This is a genomic window from Ciceribacter sp. L1K23 (assembly GCF_018122705.1).
Classification (GTDB): domain Bacteria; phylum Pseudomonadota; class Alphaproteobacteria; order Rhizobiales; family Rhizobiaceae; genus Allorhizobium.
The window spans coordinates 1,714,679-1,727,579 of record NZ_JAGRRC010000001.1; the positions used below are offsets into that span (position 1 = coordinate 1,714,679).

Genomic DNA, 12,901 nt, shown 5'->3' on the forward strand with positions numbered 1-12,901 from the left:
TTGTGCAAATGCAACATCGTTCGGCGCCGCACACGGGAATCGTCATCGTCGCGGCCGGGCGGGGAGAGCGGGCCGGCGCCTCATCGGAAGGCCCTAAACAATACAGGCGGATCGGCGGCCGTCCTGTCATCGCCCACACACTGGACAGGTTCGCGGCCTGGCGAGGTCACGGTCCGATCGTGGTGGTCATCCACCCGGACGACGAGACCTTGTTCGACGCCGCGCTTGAAGCCACAGCCGGGCCGATTTTGGTCGAGAAAGTGTTCGGTGGCGCGACCCGGCAGCAATCCGTGCTTGCAGGTCTCGAACGCCTTGACGGCCGCGATCTCCGCTACGTCATGATTCATGACGGCGTCAGACCTTTCCTCAATCGGGAGCTGCTCGACAGGGTGGCGGACGCGCTTGAGGACGGCGCGCCGTGCGTGCTGCCGGCCACGCCTGTTACCGACACGCTGAAAAGGGCTGGCGAAGGCATGACAGTCAGGGAAACCGTTTCCCGCACCGACCTCTATGCCGCGCAGACACCACAGAGCTTCGACCTGCAGGCGATCCTTGCCGCGCACCGCAAGGCTCTCGCGGAAGGCCGGCTCGACTTCACCGACGATGCCGCAATCACCGAATGGGCCGGGCTGCCTGTTACTATCGTGCTCGGCTCGCCCGACAATGTGAAGCTCACCATACAAAGGGATATAGCCATGGCCGACGAACGCCTGTCGAAGACAACGTTACCGGACGTGCGCACGGGCAACGGCTACGATGTCCACCAACTGGAACCCGGCGACGGTGTCACGCTCTGCGGCATCTTCATCCCGCACGACCAGAAACTGAAGGGGCATTCCGATGCGGACGTGGCACTGCATGCCCTGACGGATGCCCTGCTTGCCACCTGCGGCGCGGGCGACATCGGCGATCACTTTCCGCCATCAGACCCCCAATGGAAAGGCGCGGCCTCGCGAATATTCCTGGAGCATGCGGCAAAAATCGTGCGCGATGCCGGCGGCACGATCATGAACGCGGATATCTCGCTGATCGCCGAGGCGCCGAAAGTGGGTCCGCACCGGCAGGCCATGCGGGAGATGCTGTCCGACATCCTCGGCATCACCGTCGACCGCTGCTCGGTCAAGGCGACGACGAACGAGACGATCGGCTTCGTCGGCCGCCGAGAGGGCATCGCCGCGATCGCTACGGCGACGGTCGTCTACGGAGTCACGGGATGAGCCTCTTTCCCGCCGAACTGGAAGCGCTTGCATCATCCATCATCAGGGATTTCACCGCGCGTGGCCTGACGATCGCAACGGCGGAATCCTGCACGGGCGGGCTGATCGCCGGCATCCTGACGGAGATCGCCGGATCGTCGGCGGTCGTCGACCGCGGCTTCGTCACCTATTCGAACAAGGCCAAGATGGAGATGCTCGGCGTGGAGGCCGATACGCTGCGCGACTTCGGCGCCGTCTCCATGCAGACGGCCCTGCAAATGGCGCGCGGCGCGCGCGCGAAGGCCGGTACGAGCGTTTCAGTCGCCGTGACGGGAATCGCCGGTCCCGGCGGCGGATCGCAGGACAAGCCGGTCGGGCTGGTGCATCTGGCCGCTGTTGCAAGCGATGGGACCGCGTTCCACCGGGAAATGCGTTACGGCGATCTCGGTCGGGAAGAGATCAGGCTCGCCACAGTCAAAACAGCGCTCGACATGCTGATCGAGGCGGCTTAGGCCGCATCATAGACCTTGTCGGCGCGGGCCTCGAAGGCTTCGGCGAACATGCGGAAGGCGCGGTCGAACATCGAGCCCATCAGCGCGCCCAATATCCGGTTCTTGAATTCGTAGTCGATGAAGAAGTGGACGGAGCAGCCGCCTTCCGCCGTTTCCTCGAACCGCCAGCGGTTGTCGAGATAGCGGAACGGCCCGTCGATGTATTTCACATCGATCGCCCGTTCCGGCTCATTCAAGAGAACCTGTGTCGTAAAGGTTTCGCGGATCGCCTTGTAACCGACGCTCATGTCGGCAATCAGCAGTTCCTTGCCGTCGCGCTCCTTGCGCAACCTAACGGTCAGCGCTTCGCAGAGCGGCAGGAATTCCGGATAGCGCTCGACGTCGGCGACGAGGGCATACATTCGGTCGTGCGAGTGCTTGACGATACGGCGGGTTTCGAATTGAGGCATGAGCGGGATTTAGTGGGGGATGTCCGCAAGATCAAGCAAGTGGCGTGCTCGAGAACGGCCAAAATTCGTTTCGCTCCAATCTACAGCGCCAATCTTTGACTTTTTACGCGTACGCGAGCAAATTTCCCTCACAGGAGACAGTAGCATGGCCAAACTGAACATCGGGTTACCCGACGACATGAAGCAGTTTGTTGACGATCGGACACGAACCGGTCAGTTCGCAAGCGAGGATGCCTACGTCCAGGACCTAATCAAGCAGGATCAGGAACGCCAGCAAAAGATCGCCGACATCCAGAAAATTGTCGAGGAAGCGATTTCAAGCGGCGAGAGCGACGAAAGTATGCGCGATATTCTCCGCTCGATGAAAGAAAAGCGGAGCAAAACCGCTTGAGCTATCGGCTCACCCGCAGAGCAGCAGAGGATATTCGCGGGATCTATCGTCGTGGTGTCGAGACATTCGGAGAGGTGCAGGCCGAAACCTACCACCTTCATCTCGAACACGTCTTCAATCTACTCGCCGAAAATCCCCATATGGCTCGCGAACGTCCGGAGATTTCCCCACCAGTTCGTATCCATCCAGCGGGATCGCATCTGGTCATCTATAGGGTCAAGGCCAATGGTGACGTGCTCATCGTCGCCGTTCCAAACGCGCGCGAGAATTGGCATGACCACCTAAGTTAACTTGAACTAGGTCCGGGCCAACTTTTCCCGGTTCGCTCGCAGCCGCGCAAAGTCATCCCCCGCATGGTGCGACGAGCGCGTCAGCGGGCTGGACGAGACCATCAGGAAGCCCTTGGAATAAGCGACCGTCTCGTAGGACTTGAACTCGTCCGGTGTGACGAAGCGCTCGACCTTGTGGTGCTTGCGGGTCGGCTGCAGGTACTGGCCGATCGTCAGAAAGTCGACATCGGCCGTCCTCAGGTCGTCCATCAGCTGAAGGACTTCGTTGCGTTCCTCGCCAAGGCCGACCATGATGCCTGACTTGGTGAACATGGTGGGGTCGAGTTCCTTGACCCGCTGGAGGAGCCGCACCGAATGGAAGTAGCGGGCGCCGGGGCGGACCGTCAGGTAATTGCCCGGAACGGTTTCCATGTTGTGGTTGAACACGTCAGGCTTGGCAGCGACGACCCGTTCCAGAGCACCCGGCTTTTTCAGGAAATCCGGTGTCAGGATTTCGATCGTCGTCAGCGGCGAGGCTTCGCGGATCGCCCAGATCACCTTTTCAAAGTGCTCGGCGCCGCCGTCCTCCAGATCGTCGCGGTCGACAGAGGTGATGACGACATGGCTGAGGCCCATCTGCCGGACCGCCTTGGCGACGTTTTCCGGCTCGTCCATGTCGAGCGCGTTCGGCTTGCCGGTCGCGACATTGCAGAAGGCGCAGGCGCGGGTACAGATCTCGCCCATGATCATGAAGGTGGCGTGCTTCTTGTCCCAGCACTCGCCGATGTTCGGGCAACCCGCCTCCTCGCACACGGTGACCAGCTTGTGCGAGCGCACCAGTTCGCGCGTCTCGTTGTAACCCTTCGAGGTCGGCGCCTTCACGCGGATCCACTCCGGCTTGCGCAGCACTTCCGTATCCGGCCGATGGGCCTTTTCCGGATGGCGCACGCGCTTTTCATCCGCGACGGTCCCTGCGGCGGCGCTGGAAAGATTGATCCTGTCGAGGATGGTGACCATGATGAAACCCTGTGCGCCGCCTGGGCGGCCTTTCTGATTTATCGCCGGACGAGCCTGGCGATGAAGAGAAGGAGGCTCGCGCCAACGAAACTGGTGATCAGGTAGCCGAGCCAGTCGCCTTCAACAAAGATGCCGAGGCGGCGGAAGATCGCGGCGGCGATCGCCGCGCCGACGATGCCGATCACGATGTTCATGAACACGCCGAAGCGCATGTCCATGAGCTTGCCGGCGAGCCAGCCGGCCAGACCGCCGAAGAATATCGTTGCAATGATGCCGACTTCAAAACCCGCCACGTCGAACCCCTTTCGGATCGTAGTTTGGACATGCCGCCCATATAGGCGGCATGGTCCTCTTTCACAACAGACCTCAGGCGTTCAGCACCTTGCCGTAGGCGTCGAGCACGCTTTCCTTCATCGTCTCCGAAATGGTCGGATGCGGGAAGATCGTGTGGATCAGGTCTTCTTCCGTCGTCTCAAGGTTCATCGCGACGACAAAGCCCTGGATGAGTTCGGTGACTTCCGCGCCGACCATGTGGGCGCCCAGAAGCTCGCCGGTCTTCTTGTCGAAGATCGTCTTGACCATGCCCTGGTCTTCGCCGAGCGCCACGGCCTTGCCGTTGGCGGCGAAGGTGAAGCGGCCGACGCGGACGTCGCGACCCTCTGCCTTGGCCTTGGCTTCGGTCAGGCCGACGGAGGCAACCTGCGGGTGGCAATAGGTGCAGCCGGGGATTTTGTTCTTGTCCATCGGGTGGACGTTCGGCAGGCCGGCGATCTTCTCGACGACGATCACTGCCTCATGCTCGGCCTTGTGGGCCAGCATCGGCGGGCCGGCGACGTCGCCGATCGCATAGATGCCCGGCACGTTGGTCTTGCCGTAGCCGTCGATGACGATGAAGCCGCGATCGGTCTTCACGCCGACGGCCTCAAGGCCGATGCCTTCGATATTGGCCTGCACGCCGACGGCCGAGATCATCCGGTCGGCGGTGATCTTCTCGACCGAACCGTCCTTCTTCTCGATCGTCGCGGTGACGGAATTGGCACCCTTCTCCACCTTGGCGACCTTGGCCTCCAGAAGGATCTTCATGCCCTGCTTGTCGAACTGCTTCTTGGCGAAGGCGGAGATTTCCTCGTCCTCGACAGGCATGACCTGCTTCATGATCTCGACGACGGTCACGTCGACGCCCATGGTGCGATAGAAGCTGGCGAATTCGATGCCGATCGCGCCCGAGCCCATGACCAGCAGGGACTTTGGCATTTCCTCCGGCTTCATCGCCTCGAAATAAGTCCAGATCAGCTTGCCATCCGGCTCGATGCCGGGCAGCGCGCGCGGACGCGCACCGGTGGCGACGATGATGTGCTTGGCGGTGTAGGTGCCCTCGCCCAGCGTGTTCTTCGGCACGGGACCCATCGGCTCGACCGGTTTCTTGGTCGGCTTGCCGACGACGATCTCACCGGGCTTGGTGATCTTGGCCTCGCCCCAGATGATGTCGACCTTGTTCTTCTTGAACAGGAAGCCGACGCCGTTGTTCATACGATGCGCGATACCACGCGAGCGGGCGACGATGGCCTTGATGTCAGGCTTGATCGAGCCTTCGAGCGTCAGTCCGTAATCCTTGGCATGGGTGGCGGTGTGCATCACGTCGGCGGTGCGCAGTAGCGCCTTGGTCGGAATGCAGCCCCAGTTCGAGCAGATGCCGGCCAGATGTTCGCGCTCGACGACGGCAACCTTCATGCCGAGCTGGGCTGCGCGAATCGCTGCGATGTATCCGCCGGGACCGGATCCGATTACGATGACGTCATAGGCGTTCGACACGGGTCTTCATCTCCTTGTTATCGGCAAGCGGACCTGAACCGACCCGCCTGCCCGGGATGAAGAGCTATGCGCGCATCAGCATCCCGTAGATTTCATCCTTCAGAACCATCCGCTTCTTGCGCATCGTTTCCATGTGCGCGTCACCGACAGGCTCCACATCCGTTTCTGCACGATGAATGGCGCGGTTCACCTCGTGATAGTCCTCGAAGAGTTTCGCAAAGTGTGCGTCGCCTGTCTTCAGCGCGTGCATCTTGGCGACATGTTCGGGAAACTCTTCCGCCAGTTCGTGCGGGGTGTTCGACATCAGGTATCTCCTCTTGTTGTCTGATACCTGAAGCCTAGCGTGCCCTCTCTCTCACTCCTTGATCCTGATCAAAAATCCAAGATTTCCGTTAGATTCCAAGCATCATGCGCACGACCGGCTCAAGCCCGCGACCGATTGCGCGGGTGTTGGCCGCGTCGAGGTGGATGCCGTCAAGCGGCGTCGTCTTCGCCACGGAACCGGCATCGAAGAAACCGCACCCCATCTCGTCGGCCATGTCGCGGTACATGCTGGCAAGCATGGCGCTTTCCTCAAGCGCGTCCTTGAACATCGCCGCGAAGAAGGCGTTTGCCGTCTCGCAAATCGGCGGTGGCGACACGATCAGCACGTCCGGTCCCTCGAAGTCGAAGCCCCAGTCGTGGTGGCGCACGAGCGAAACAAGGCGCTTCATCCCGCTCGTCGCGCCCGCGGCCGTTCCCTCGATCCCGCGCTTCATGTCGTTGGTTCCGAGCATGATCACGACGAGGTCGATCGGCTTGTGGGTCTCGAGAAGGGTCGGCAGCAGTTTCACGCCGTTGCGCTCGCAATCGGCCAGATGGTCGTCATAGGCCGTGGTGCGCCCGTTCAGTCCTTCCGCCAGAACGCGGACGCCATGGCCAAGCCCCTTCTGCAGCACGCTCGTCCAGCGGTCTTCATAGGCATGACGGCCGAGTTTGACGGGATCATAGCCCCAGGTCAGTGAGTCGCCGTAGCAGAGAACGCTTTTCATATGAGCCTTCGGTCCCTTGCCTGCCCGTGCCGGAAACGCGTCCGCGCCCGACCCGTCACTTGCCCTTCATCAGCGCATCGACCTTGCGCTCCAGCTCGAATATCCGGTCCTCGAATTCGCCGGTCACGAGTCTGGACATCATCGTATCCGCCTGCATAGCCTGGCGAATGGTCTTCTGGCCGCTTTCAAGCTTGTCAAGCCGCTCCTCGACCGCCTCAAAACGCTGGTTCATCTCCCCGCGCATATCGCTGATCTCGGCGCGTATTTCCCGCAGCATCGGCATGATCATGTCGACTGGTTCATTTGCCATGTGAGACCTCCGTCAAAACCCGCATCGCCTACCCGTAAGATATGTGTCTGCGATCGGGAAATGTCGATCCTGTTCCATGCGCAAGGACATGGCCCTCCCGGTGTCCGGGAGAGGCCGAGTTTATTAGACCAGCATGCCCATCGGGTTCTGGATGTGCTTCTGGAAGGCGGATGCCAGTTCCGCGCCGAGCGCGCCGTCGATCACGCGATGGTCGAAGGCAAACGTCGCCGTCATCACCGTCGCCACCTTGATCTCGCTGTTCTTGACGACCGGCTTCTCTATGCCGGCGCCGATCGAGACGATAGAGGCATGCGGAGGGTTGATGATCGAGGTGAAGTTGGACACCCCGAACATGCCGAGGTTCGACACCGCCGTGGTGCCGCCCTGGTATTCGTCGGGCTTCAGCTTCTTGTCGCGGGCGCGCCGTGCCAGATCCTTCATCTCGTTGGAGATGGTGGACAGCGTCTTGGTCTCGGCCTTCTTGATGATCGGCGTGATCAGTCCGTCCGGAATGGCCACGGCGACGCCGACGTCAGAGTGCTTGTGCTTGATACGAGCCGTCGAGGTCCACGAAGCGTTCGCCATCGGAACGTCGCGCAGCGCCAACGCCATCGCCTTGATGATGAAGTCGTTGACCGAGAGCTTGTAGGCCGGAACCTCGCCCTTCTCCGTCTTGACCATCGGGGCGGCCTTGTTGATCTCGGCGCGCAGCTTCATCAGCGCGTCGAGTTCGCAGTCCATCGAGACGAAATAGGACGGCACGGTCTGGTGCGACTCGAGAAGGCGCGAAGCGATCGTCTTGCGCATGCCGTCGTGCGGAATGAGCTCGTAGGAGCCTTCCTCGAACAGCTTGAGCACGGCATCGTCGCCAGCACCCTTGGCCATGGCGGGAGCCGGCGCCGCAGATGCCGCCGGCGCGGCGGATGCCTTTGCGCCACCGGAGGCAACGGCCTTCTCGACGTCGGACTTCACGACACGGCCGTGCGGCCCGGAGCCGGATACCTTGGAGATGTCGAGACCCGCTTCCTTCGCCAGCCGGCGTGCCAGCGGCGAGGAGAAGACGCGATCGCCCGAAGCCGAAACCGGCGCGGGTGTCGACGGAGCCGGACCCTGGTCGGCGATCGGCGCTTTTGCCGGCGTTGGCGTCGGGTTGGGTGTCGGCTCCGGTTTGCCCGGGCCGTCATCGTTGACAGGTGCTGCCTTCGGCGCCGGAGCGGCATCGCCACCGGCGGCTGCGGCCTTCACGTCCTCGCCTTCCTCGGCGAGAATGGCGATCAGGCTGTTGACCTTGACGCCTTCGGTGCCGGCGGGCACGACGAGCTTGGCGACGACGCCCTCGTCGACAGCCTCCACTTCCATGGTCGCCTTGTCGGTCTCGATCTCGGCGATGACGTCACCGGACTTGACGGTATCGCCTTCCTTGACCAGCCACTTGGCCAGATTGCCCTCTTCCATCGTCGGGGAGAGTGCCGGCATCGTGATGTTGATCGGCATGTTCCTGCCCTCCCGTTTACTTGTAGCAGACGGTCTTCACCGCCTGGACGACTTCGCCGACGTTCGGAAGCGCAAGCTTCTCGAGGTTGGCGGCGTACGGCATCGGCACGTCCTTGCCGGCGATCGTGACGATCGGCGCGTCGAGATAGTCGAACGCGACCCGCTGGACGCTGTTGGAGATGAAGTCGCCGACGGAGGACTGCGGGAAGCCTTCCTCGATGACAACAAGGCGACCGGTCTTCTTTACCGATTCGATGACGGTCGGCAGGTCCATCGGGCGGATGGTCCGCAAGTCGATCAGTTCGACGTCGATACCGTCCTTGGTCAGTTCCTCGACCGCCTTCACCGCATAGGTCATGCCGATGCCGAAGGAGACGAGCGTCACGTCATTGCCCTTCTTGTGGATACGCGCCTTGCCGATCGGCAGCACGAAATCGTCGAGCTTCGGCACCTCGAAGGAGTGACCGTAAAGGATTTCGTTTTCGAGGAAGATGACGGGGTTCGGATCACGGATCGCGGCCTTGAGCAGCCCCTTGGCGTCGGCTGCCGTGTACGGCATGACGACCTTGAGGCCGGGCACGTGGCTGTACCACGCGGCGTAATCCTGGCTGTGCTGGGCGGCAACGCGGGCAGCGGCACCGTTCGGGCCGCGGAACACCATCGGGGCGCCCATCTGGCCACCGGACATGTAGAGCGTCTTGGCGGCCGAGTTGATGATCTGGTCGATCGCCTGCATGGCGAAGTTGAAGGTCATGAACTCGACGATCGGGCGAAGACCGGCCATCGCGGCGCCGACGCCGACGCCGGCAAAGCCGTGCTCGGTGATCGGGGTGTCGATGACGCGCTTGTCACCGAATTCCTGCAGCAGACCTTGCGTGATCTTGTAGGCGCCCTGGTATTCGGCGACTTCCTCACCCATGACGAAGACGTTCTCGTCGCGGCGCATTTCTTCGGCCATGGCCTCGCGCAGCGCTTCGCGGACGGTCATGGAGACCATCTCGGTGCCGGCCGGAATGTCCGGATCGGAAGCGACCTCGACCTTCGGAGCGGCCGGAACCTTGGCATCGGCCGGCGTTTCTTCCTTGGCTTCGCGGGCCTTGCCGGCGGTGGCATCCGACGCCTCGGCCGGAGCCTGTTCCGTCTTGGCGGGCTTGGGTGCCTTGATGTCGTCGGCGCTTTCGCCATCCTGCAGCAGGACGGCGATCGGGGTGTTGACCTTGACGTTTTCGGTGCCGGCATCGACCAGCAGCTTGCCGATCACGCCCTCGTCGACGGCTTCCACTTCCATGGTCGCCTTGTCGGTTTCGATTTCCGCGATGACGTCGCCGGAGGTGACCTTGTCACCCTCCTTCTTGAGCCACTTGGACAGGGTGCCCTCTTCCATGGTCGGAGACAGGGCGGGCATCAGGATTTCAATGGACATGGACTTGCGCCTCCCCACTCACAACAGGATATCGGTGTAGAGCTCGGATACATCCGGCTCCGGATCGGCCTGCGCGAAATCGGCGCTGTCGGCGACGATGTCGCGAACGTCCTTGTCGATCGCCTTCAGATCGTCCTCGGTCGCCCAGCCATTCGCCAGGACGCGCGCCTTGACCTGCTCGATCGGATCCTGCTCGGAGCGCATCTTCTGCACTTCTTCCTTGGAGCGATACTTGGCCGGGTCGGACATCGAGTGACCACGATAGCGGTAGGTCAGCATTTCGAGAATGATCGGGCCCTTGCCCGAGCGGCAGTGCTCGAGCGCCTCGTCCGCGGCAGCCTTGACGGCGCGCACGTCCATGCCATCGACCTGGACGCCCGGAATGCCGAAGCCGGAGCCGCGCAGCGAGTAGTTCGACTGCGCTGTGGCACGGGACGTTGACGTGCCCATCGCGTAGCGGTTGTTCTCGACGATGTAGATGATCGGCAGCTTCCACAGCGCCGCCATGTTGAAGCTCTCGTAGACCTGGCCCTGGTTGGCCGCGCCGTCACCGAAATAGGTGACAGAAACATTGTCGTTGCCGCGATACTTGTTGGCGAAGGCCAGACCGGTTCCAAGCGACACCTGAGCGCCGACGATGCCGTGGCCGCCATAGAAATGCTTCTCTTTCGAGAACATGTGCATGGAGCCGCCCTTGCCCTTCGACAGACCGCTGCGACGACCGGTCAACTCGGCCATGACGCCACGCGCACTCATGCCGGCGGCGAGCATATGCCCGTGGTCGCGATAGGCTGTGATCACCTGATCGCCTTCCTTTTGCGACATCTGCATGCCGACGACCACCGCTTCCTGGCCGATATACAGGTGACAGAAGCCGCCGATGAAGCCCATGCCGTAAAGCTGGCCGGCCTTTTCCTCGAAACGGCGGATCAGAAGCATCTCGCGATAGGCGTGAAGCTCCTGATCAGCTGTAAAATCGGGGCTGTTTTTTCCGGTGAAATCCTTGGAGGCAGTCTTTGCTGCCGTCTTGCGGCTGGAAGCAGACGCGGTTTTGCGCGGCGCCATTCAACCCTCCCTGTCTCGTGATGTCGTTGAGCAAACCATAAACAAGCTTTCACCCGTCGGCAATGCCAGAAATGCATGCCTCGCATTCCAATCAAGCTATTGTAAAAGCACGCTAAAAGTCGATTAACCTGATTTCGGTTAATCGAAATAGGAATTGAAGATCACGATCTCGTCCGGACGCGACACGTTGAGCTGGTAACGCGCTTTCTCATCGATCATATCGCGCTCGAGCGAACCGTCACTCATCAGCTCGACCTGCTTTTCGAGCGATGTTCGCTGCTTGACGAGCAAGGCAAGCTCACGCTCGCGCTCGAACCGCATCTTCTCGAACCCCTGGGCAGCGATCAGGCCATAGTCACCATGGACGGAATGATAGCCGAAATAGCTGAGAAAGGCGACAGTGAGAGCGGGAAGAATAAGACGGCCGTATTTTCTTTTCTTGTGATGCCTGGTCCACATGCCGGGTATGCCCTGAAACGCAATACTGAAGCTTCACCTTAGAGCGGATTGCTTAACCGAATATTGACCCTGTGGCGGCGCAAGAAAAAAGCCCGCGCCGGGATGGCGCGGGCTTAGAACGTTGAGGCGAAGGTGCCGCCATCAGGCGCGCAGGATCGACGAACCCGCATAGGCTGCCTGCGGGCCCAGCATTTCCTCGATACGGATCAGCTGGTTGTACTTTGCCAGACGGTCCGAACGCGACAGCGAGCCGGTCTTGATCTGGCCGCAGTTGGTGGCGACCGCGAGATCGGCGATGGTCGAATCCTCGGTTTCACCCGAGCGGTGTGACATCACGGCGGTGTAGGCGGCCTTGTGCGCGGTCTCGACGGCATCGAGCGTTTCCGACAGAGAACCGATCTGGTTGACCTTCACGAGGATCGAGTTGGCGACACCCATCTTGATGCCGTCGCGCAGGCGGGCCGAATTGGTGACGAACAGGTCGTCGCCGACGAGCTGGCAGCTCTTGCCGATCTTGTCGGTGATCGCCTTCCAGCCATCCCAGTCGTCTTCCGCCATGCCGTCCTCGATCGAGATGATCGGGTACTTGGCGGCGAGTTCAGCAAGATATTCCGCCATGGCTTCCGGCTCAAGCGTGCGGCCCTCGCCTTCCATGACGTACTTGCCGTCCTTGAAGAACTCGGTGGAGGCGCAGTCGAGTGCGAGATACATGTCCTCGCCCGGCTTGTAGCCGGCTTTCTCGACCGACTTCATGATGAAGTCGAGCGCTTCCGGCGCGCTTTTGAGACCCGGAGCGAAACCGCCTTCGTCGCCGACATTGGTGTTGTGACCCTGAGCCGCCAGTTCCTTCTTCAGAACGTGGAACACTTCCGAGCCCATGCGCACTGCGTCGCGGATCGATTCGGCGCCGACCGGCATGATCATGAATTCCTGGAAATCGATCGGGTTGTCGGCATGCGCGCCGCCATTGATGATGTTCATCATCGGCACCGGCAGGACGCGGGCGTTCGGACCACCGACATAGCGGAACAGCGGCAGGCCGGACGAGATAGCGGCAGCCTTGGCGACGGCGAGTGAGACGCCGAGGATGGCGTTAGCGCCGAGTCGCGACTTGTTGGCCGTGCCATCCAGCTCGATCATGACATTGTCGATCTGGATCTGGTTTTCGGCATCCAAGCCGCCGATCGCGTCGAATATCTCGCTGTTTACGGCTTCCACGGCCTTCTCGACGCCTTTGCCGTGATAGCGCTTGCCGCCATCGCGCAGTTCCACCGCCTCGTGCGCGCCTGTCGAGGCGCCCGAGGGAACGGCTGCGCGGCCCATGCTGCCGTCTTCGAGATAGACGTCGACCTCGACGGTCGGGTTGCCGCGGCTGTCGAGAATTTCGCGGCCGATGATATCGGTGATGGCAGTCATGAGGACCTCCCTGCTTGGGTGGGATTGAGAATGGCCTGTCTTACCGGATGATTCCAA

The 12,901-nt window shown here is 61.5% G+C and carries 16 protein-coding genes; 4 read left to right on the plus strand and 12 right to left on the minus strand.

Translation table 11 applies throughout. From position 1 onward, the window contains the following. Positions 1-8: 8 nt before the first annotated feature. On the plus strand, positions 9-1,217 hold the full coding sequence (locus J5J10_RS08010; protein ID WP_211929497.1) for a bifunctional 2-C-methyl-D-erythritol 4-phosphate cytidylyltransferase/2-C-methyl-D-erythritol 2,4-cyclodiphosphate synthase: 1,209 nt from the start codon (positions 9-11) through the stop codon (positions 1,215-1,217). Beyond that, positions 1,214-1,708 (plus strand): CinA family protein, encoded by a 495-nt coding sequence (locus tag J5J10_RS08015; RefSeq protein ID WP_211929498.1) that lies wholly within the window; start codon positions 1,214-1,216, stop codon positions 1,706-1,708. The genes J5J10_RS08010 and J5J10_RS08015 overlap by 4 nt, the downstream gene beginning before the upstream one ends. Here the strand turns inward: J5J10_RS08015 and J5J10_RS08020 are convergent. Further along, positions 1,705-2,157: a type II toxin-antitoxin system RatA family toxin gene (locus J5J10_RS08020; RefSeq protein ID WP_211929499.1), complete on the minus strand. Its 453-nt coding sequence runs from the start codon at positions 2,155-2,157 to the stop codon at positions 1,705-1,707. The two genes, J5J10_RS08015 and J5J10_RS08020, sit on opposite strands and share 4 nt — an antisense overlap. A gap of 145 nt (positions 2,158-2,302) precedes the next feature. On the opposite strand from J5J10_RS08020, the gene J5J10_RS08025 reads away from it, so the two are divergent. Both J5J10_RS08025 and J5J10_RS08030 read left to right on the plus strand, forming a co-directional pair. Then, entirely contained in the window at positions 2,303-2,548 is a 246-nt protein-coding gene (locus tag J5J10_RS08025; RefSeq protein WP_211929500.1) for a type II toxin-antitoxin system ParD family antitoxin, read from the plus strand. Continuing rightward, the gene (locus J5J10_RS08030) at positions 2,545-2,838 is read left to right on the plus strand and encodes a type II toxin-antitoxin system RelE/ParE family toxin (protein ID WP_211929501.1); all 294 of its coding nucleotides are present in this window, start codon (positions 2,545-2,547) and stop codon (positions 2,836-2,838) included. The genes J5J10_RS08025 and J5J10_RS08030 overlap by 4 nt, the downstream gene beginning before the upstream one ends. Positions 2,839-2,844: 6 nt before the next feature. Here J5J10_RS08030 and lipA read toward each other — a convergent pair whose 3' ends face one another. The 11 genes from lipA to eno form a co-directional block, all read right to left on the minus strand. Beyond that, positions 2,845-3,834, minus strand: a complete 990-nt coding sequence (gene lipA, locus J5J10_RS08035) for a lipoyl synthase (RefSeq protein WP_211929502.1) — start codon at positions 3,832-3,834, stop codon at positions 2,845-2,847. 38 nt (positions 3,835-3,872) lie between these two features. After that, positions 3,873-4,127: a GlsB/YeaQ/YmgE family stress response membrane protein gene (locus J5J10_RS08040; RefSeq protein ID WP_054148070.1), complete on the minus strand. Its 255-nt coding sequence runs from the start codon at positions 4,125-4,127 to the stop codon at positions 3,873-3,875. A 73-nt stretch (positions 4,128-4,200) separates the two neighbouring features. Further along, complete coding sequence (gene lpdA / locus J5J10_RS08045; protein WP_211929503.1) at positions 4,201-5,646, minus strand: dihydrolipoyl dehydrogenase; 1,446 nt, start codon at positions 5,644-5,646, stop codon at positions 4,201-4,203. A 64-nt stretch (positions 5,647-5,710) separates the two neighbouring features. Beyond that, complete coding sequence (locus tag J5J10_RS08050; protein WP_208550149.1) at positions 5,711-5,950, minus strand: YdcH family protein; 240 nt, start codon at positions 5,948-5,950, stop codon at positions 5,711-5,713. An 88-nt stretch (positions 5,951-6,038) separates the two neighbouring features. Continuing rightward, positions 6,039-6,677: an SGNH/GDSL hydrolase family protein gene (locus J5J10_RS08055; protein ID WP_211929504.1), complete on the minus strand. Its 639-nt coding sequence runs from the start codon at positions 6,675-6,677 to the stop codon at positions 6,039-6,041. A 55-nt stretch (positions 6,678-6,732) separates the two neighbouring features. Then, positions 6,733-6,987, minus strand: a complete 255-nt coding sequence (locus J5J10_RS08060) for a hypothetical protein (RefSeq protein ID WP_211929505.1) — start codon at positions 6,985-6,987, stop codon at positions 6,733-6,735. Positions 6,988-7,110: 123 nt separating this feature from the next. Then, positions 7,111-8,481 carry a pyruvate dehydrogenase complex dihydrolipoamide acetyltransferase gene (locus J5J10_RS08065; protein ID WP_211929506.1) on the minus strand — a complete coding sequence of 457 codons (1,371 nt, stop codon included), beginning with the start codon at positions 8,479-8,481 and terminating at the stop codon, positions 7,111-7,113. 16 nt (positions 8,482-8,497) lie between these two features. Next, the gene (locus tag J5J10_RS08070; RefSeq protein WP_211929507.1) at positions 8,498-9,904 is read right to left on the minus strand and encodes a pyruvate dehydrogenase complex E1 component subunit beta; all 1,407 of its coding nucleotides are present in this window, start codon (positions 9,902-9,904) and stop codon (positions 8,498-8,500) included. An 18-nt stretch (positions 9,905-9,922) separates the two neighbouring features. After that, on the minus strand, positions 9,923-10,969 hold the full coding sequence (pdhA, locus tag J5J10_RS08075; RefSeq protein ID WP_211929508.1) for a pyruvate dehydrogenase (acetyl-transferring) E1 component subunit alpha: 1,047 nt from the start codon (positions 10,967-10,969) through the stop codon (positions 9,923-9,925). Between the two features lie 138 nt (positions 10,970-11,107). Further along, on the minus strand, positions 11,108-11,428 hold the full coding sequence (locus J5J10_RS08080) for a septum formation initiator family protein (protein ID WP_211929509.1): 321 nt from the start codon (positions 11,426-11,428) through the stop codon (positions 11,108-11,110). Between the two features lie 141 nt (positions 11,429-11,569). Beyond that, positions 11,570-12,844, minus strand: coding sequence for a phosphopyruvate hydratase (gene eno, locus J5J10_RS08085; protein WP_208550120.1), 1,275 nt, complete (start codon positions 12,842-12,844; stop codon positions 11,570-11,572). Between the last annotated feature and the right edge of the window lie 57 nt (positions 12,845-12,901).

Bases quoted from the DNA above. Each gene is read 5' to 3' on its own strand.
- J5J10_RS08055 (WP_211929504.1), bottom strand. From the start codon at position 6,677: ATGAAAAGCGTTCTCTGCTACGGCGACTCACTGACCTGGGGCTATGAT.
- J5J10_RS08015 (WP_211929498.1), top strand. From the start codon at position 1,214: ATGAGCCTCTTTCCCGCCGAACTGGAAGCGCTTGCATCATCCATCATC.
- J5J10_RS08010 (WP_211929497.1), top strand. From the start codon at position 9: ATGCAACATCGTTCGGCGCCGCACACGGGAATCGTCATCGTCGCGGCC.
- J5J10_RS08025 (WP_211929500.1), top strand. From the start codon at position 2,303: ATGGCCAAACTGAACATCGGGTTACCCGACGACATGAAGCAGTTTGTT.
- J5J10_RS08080 (WP_211929509.1), bottom strand. From the start codon at position 11,428: ATGTGGACCAGGCATCACAAGAAAAGAAAATACGGCCGTCTTATTCTT.
- lipA (WP_211929502.1), bottom strand. From the start codon at position 3,834: ATGGTCACCATCCTCGACAGGATCAATCTTTCCAGCGCCGCCGCAGGG.
- eno (WP_208550120.1), bottom strand. From the start codon at position 12,844: ATGACTGCCATCACCGATATCATCGGCCGCGAAATTCTCGACAGCCGC.
- J5J10_RS08060 (WP_211929505.1), bottom strand. From the start codon at position 6,987: ATGGCAAATGAACCAGTCGACATGATCATGCCGATGCTGCGGGAAATA.
- J5J10_RS08050 (WP_208550149.1), bottom strand. From the start codon at position 5,950: ATGTCGAACACCCCGCACGAACTGGCGGAAGAGTTTCCCGAACATGTC.
- pdhA (WP_211929508.1), bottom strand. From the start codon at position 10,969: ATGGCGCCGCGCAAAACCGCGTCTGCTTCCAGCCGCAAGACGGCAGCA.
- J5J10_RS08065 (WP_211929506.1), bottom strand. From the start codon at position 8,481: ATGCCGATCAACATCACGATGCCGGCACTCTCCCCGACGATGGAAGAG.
- J5J10_RS08020 (WP_211929499.1), bottom strand. From the start codon at position 2,157: ATGCCTCAATTCGAAACCCGCCGTATCGTCAAGCACTCGCACGACCGA.
- J5J10_RS08070 (WP_211929507.1), bottom strand. From the start codon at position 9,904: ATGTCCATTGAAATCCTGATGCCCGCCCTGTCTCCGACCATGGAAGAG.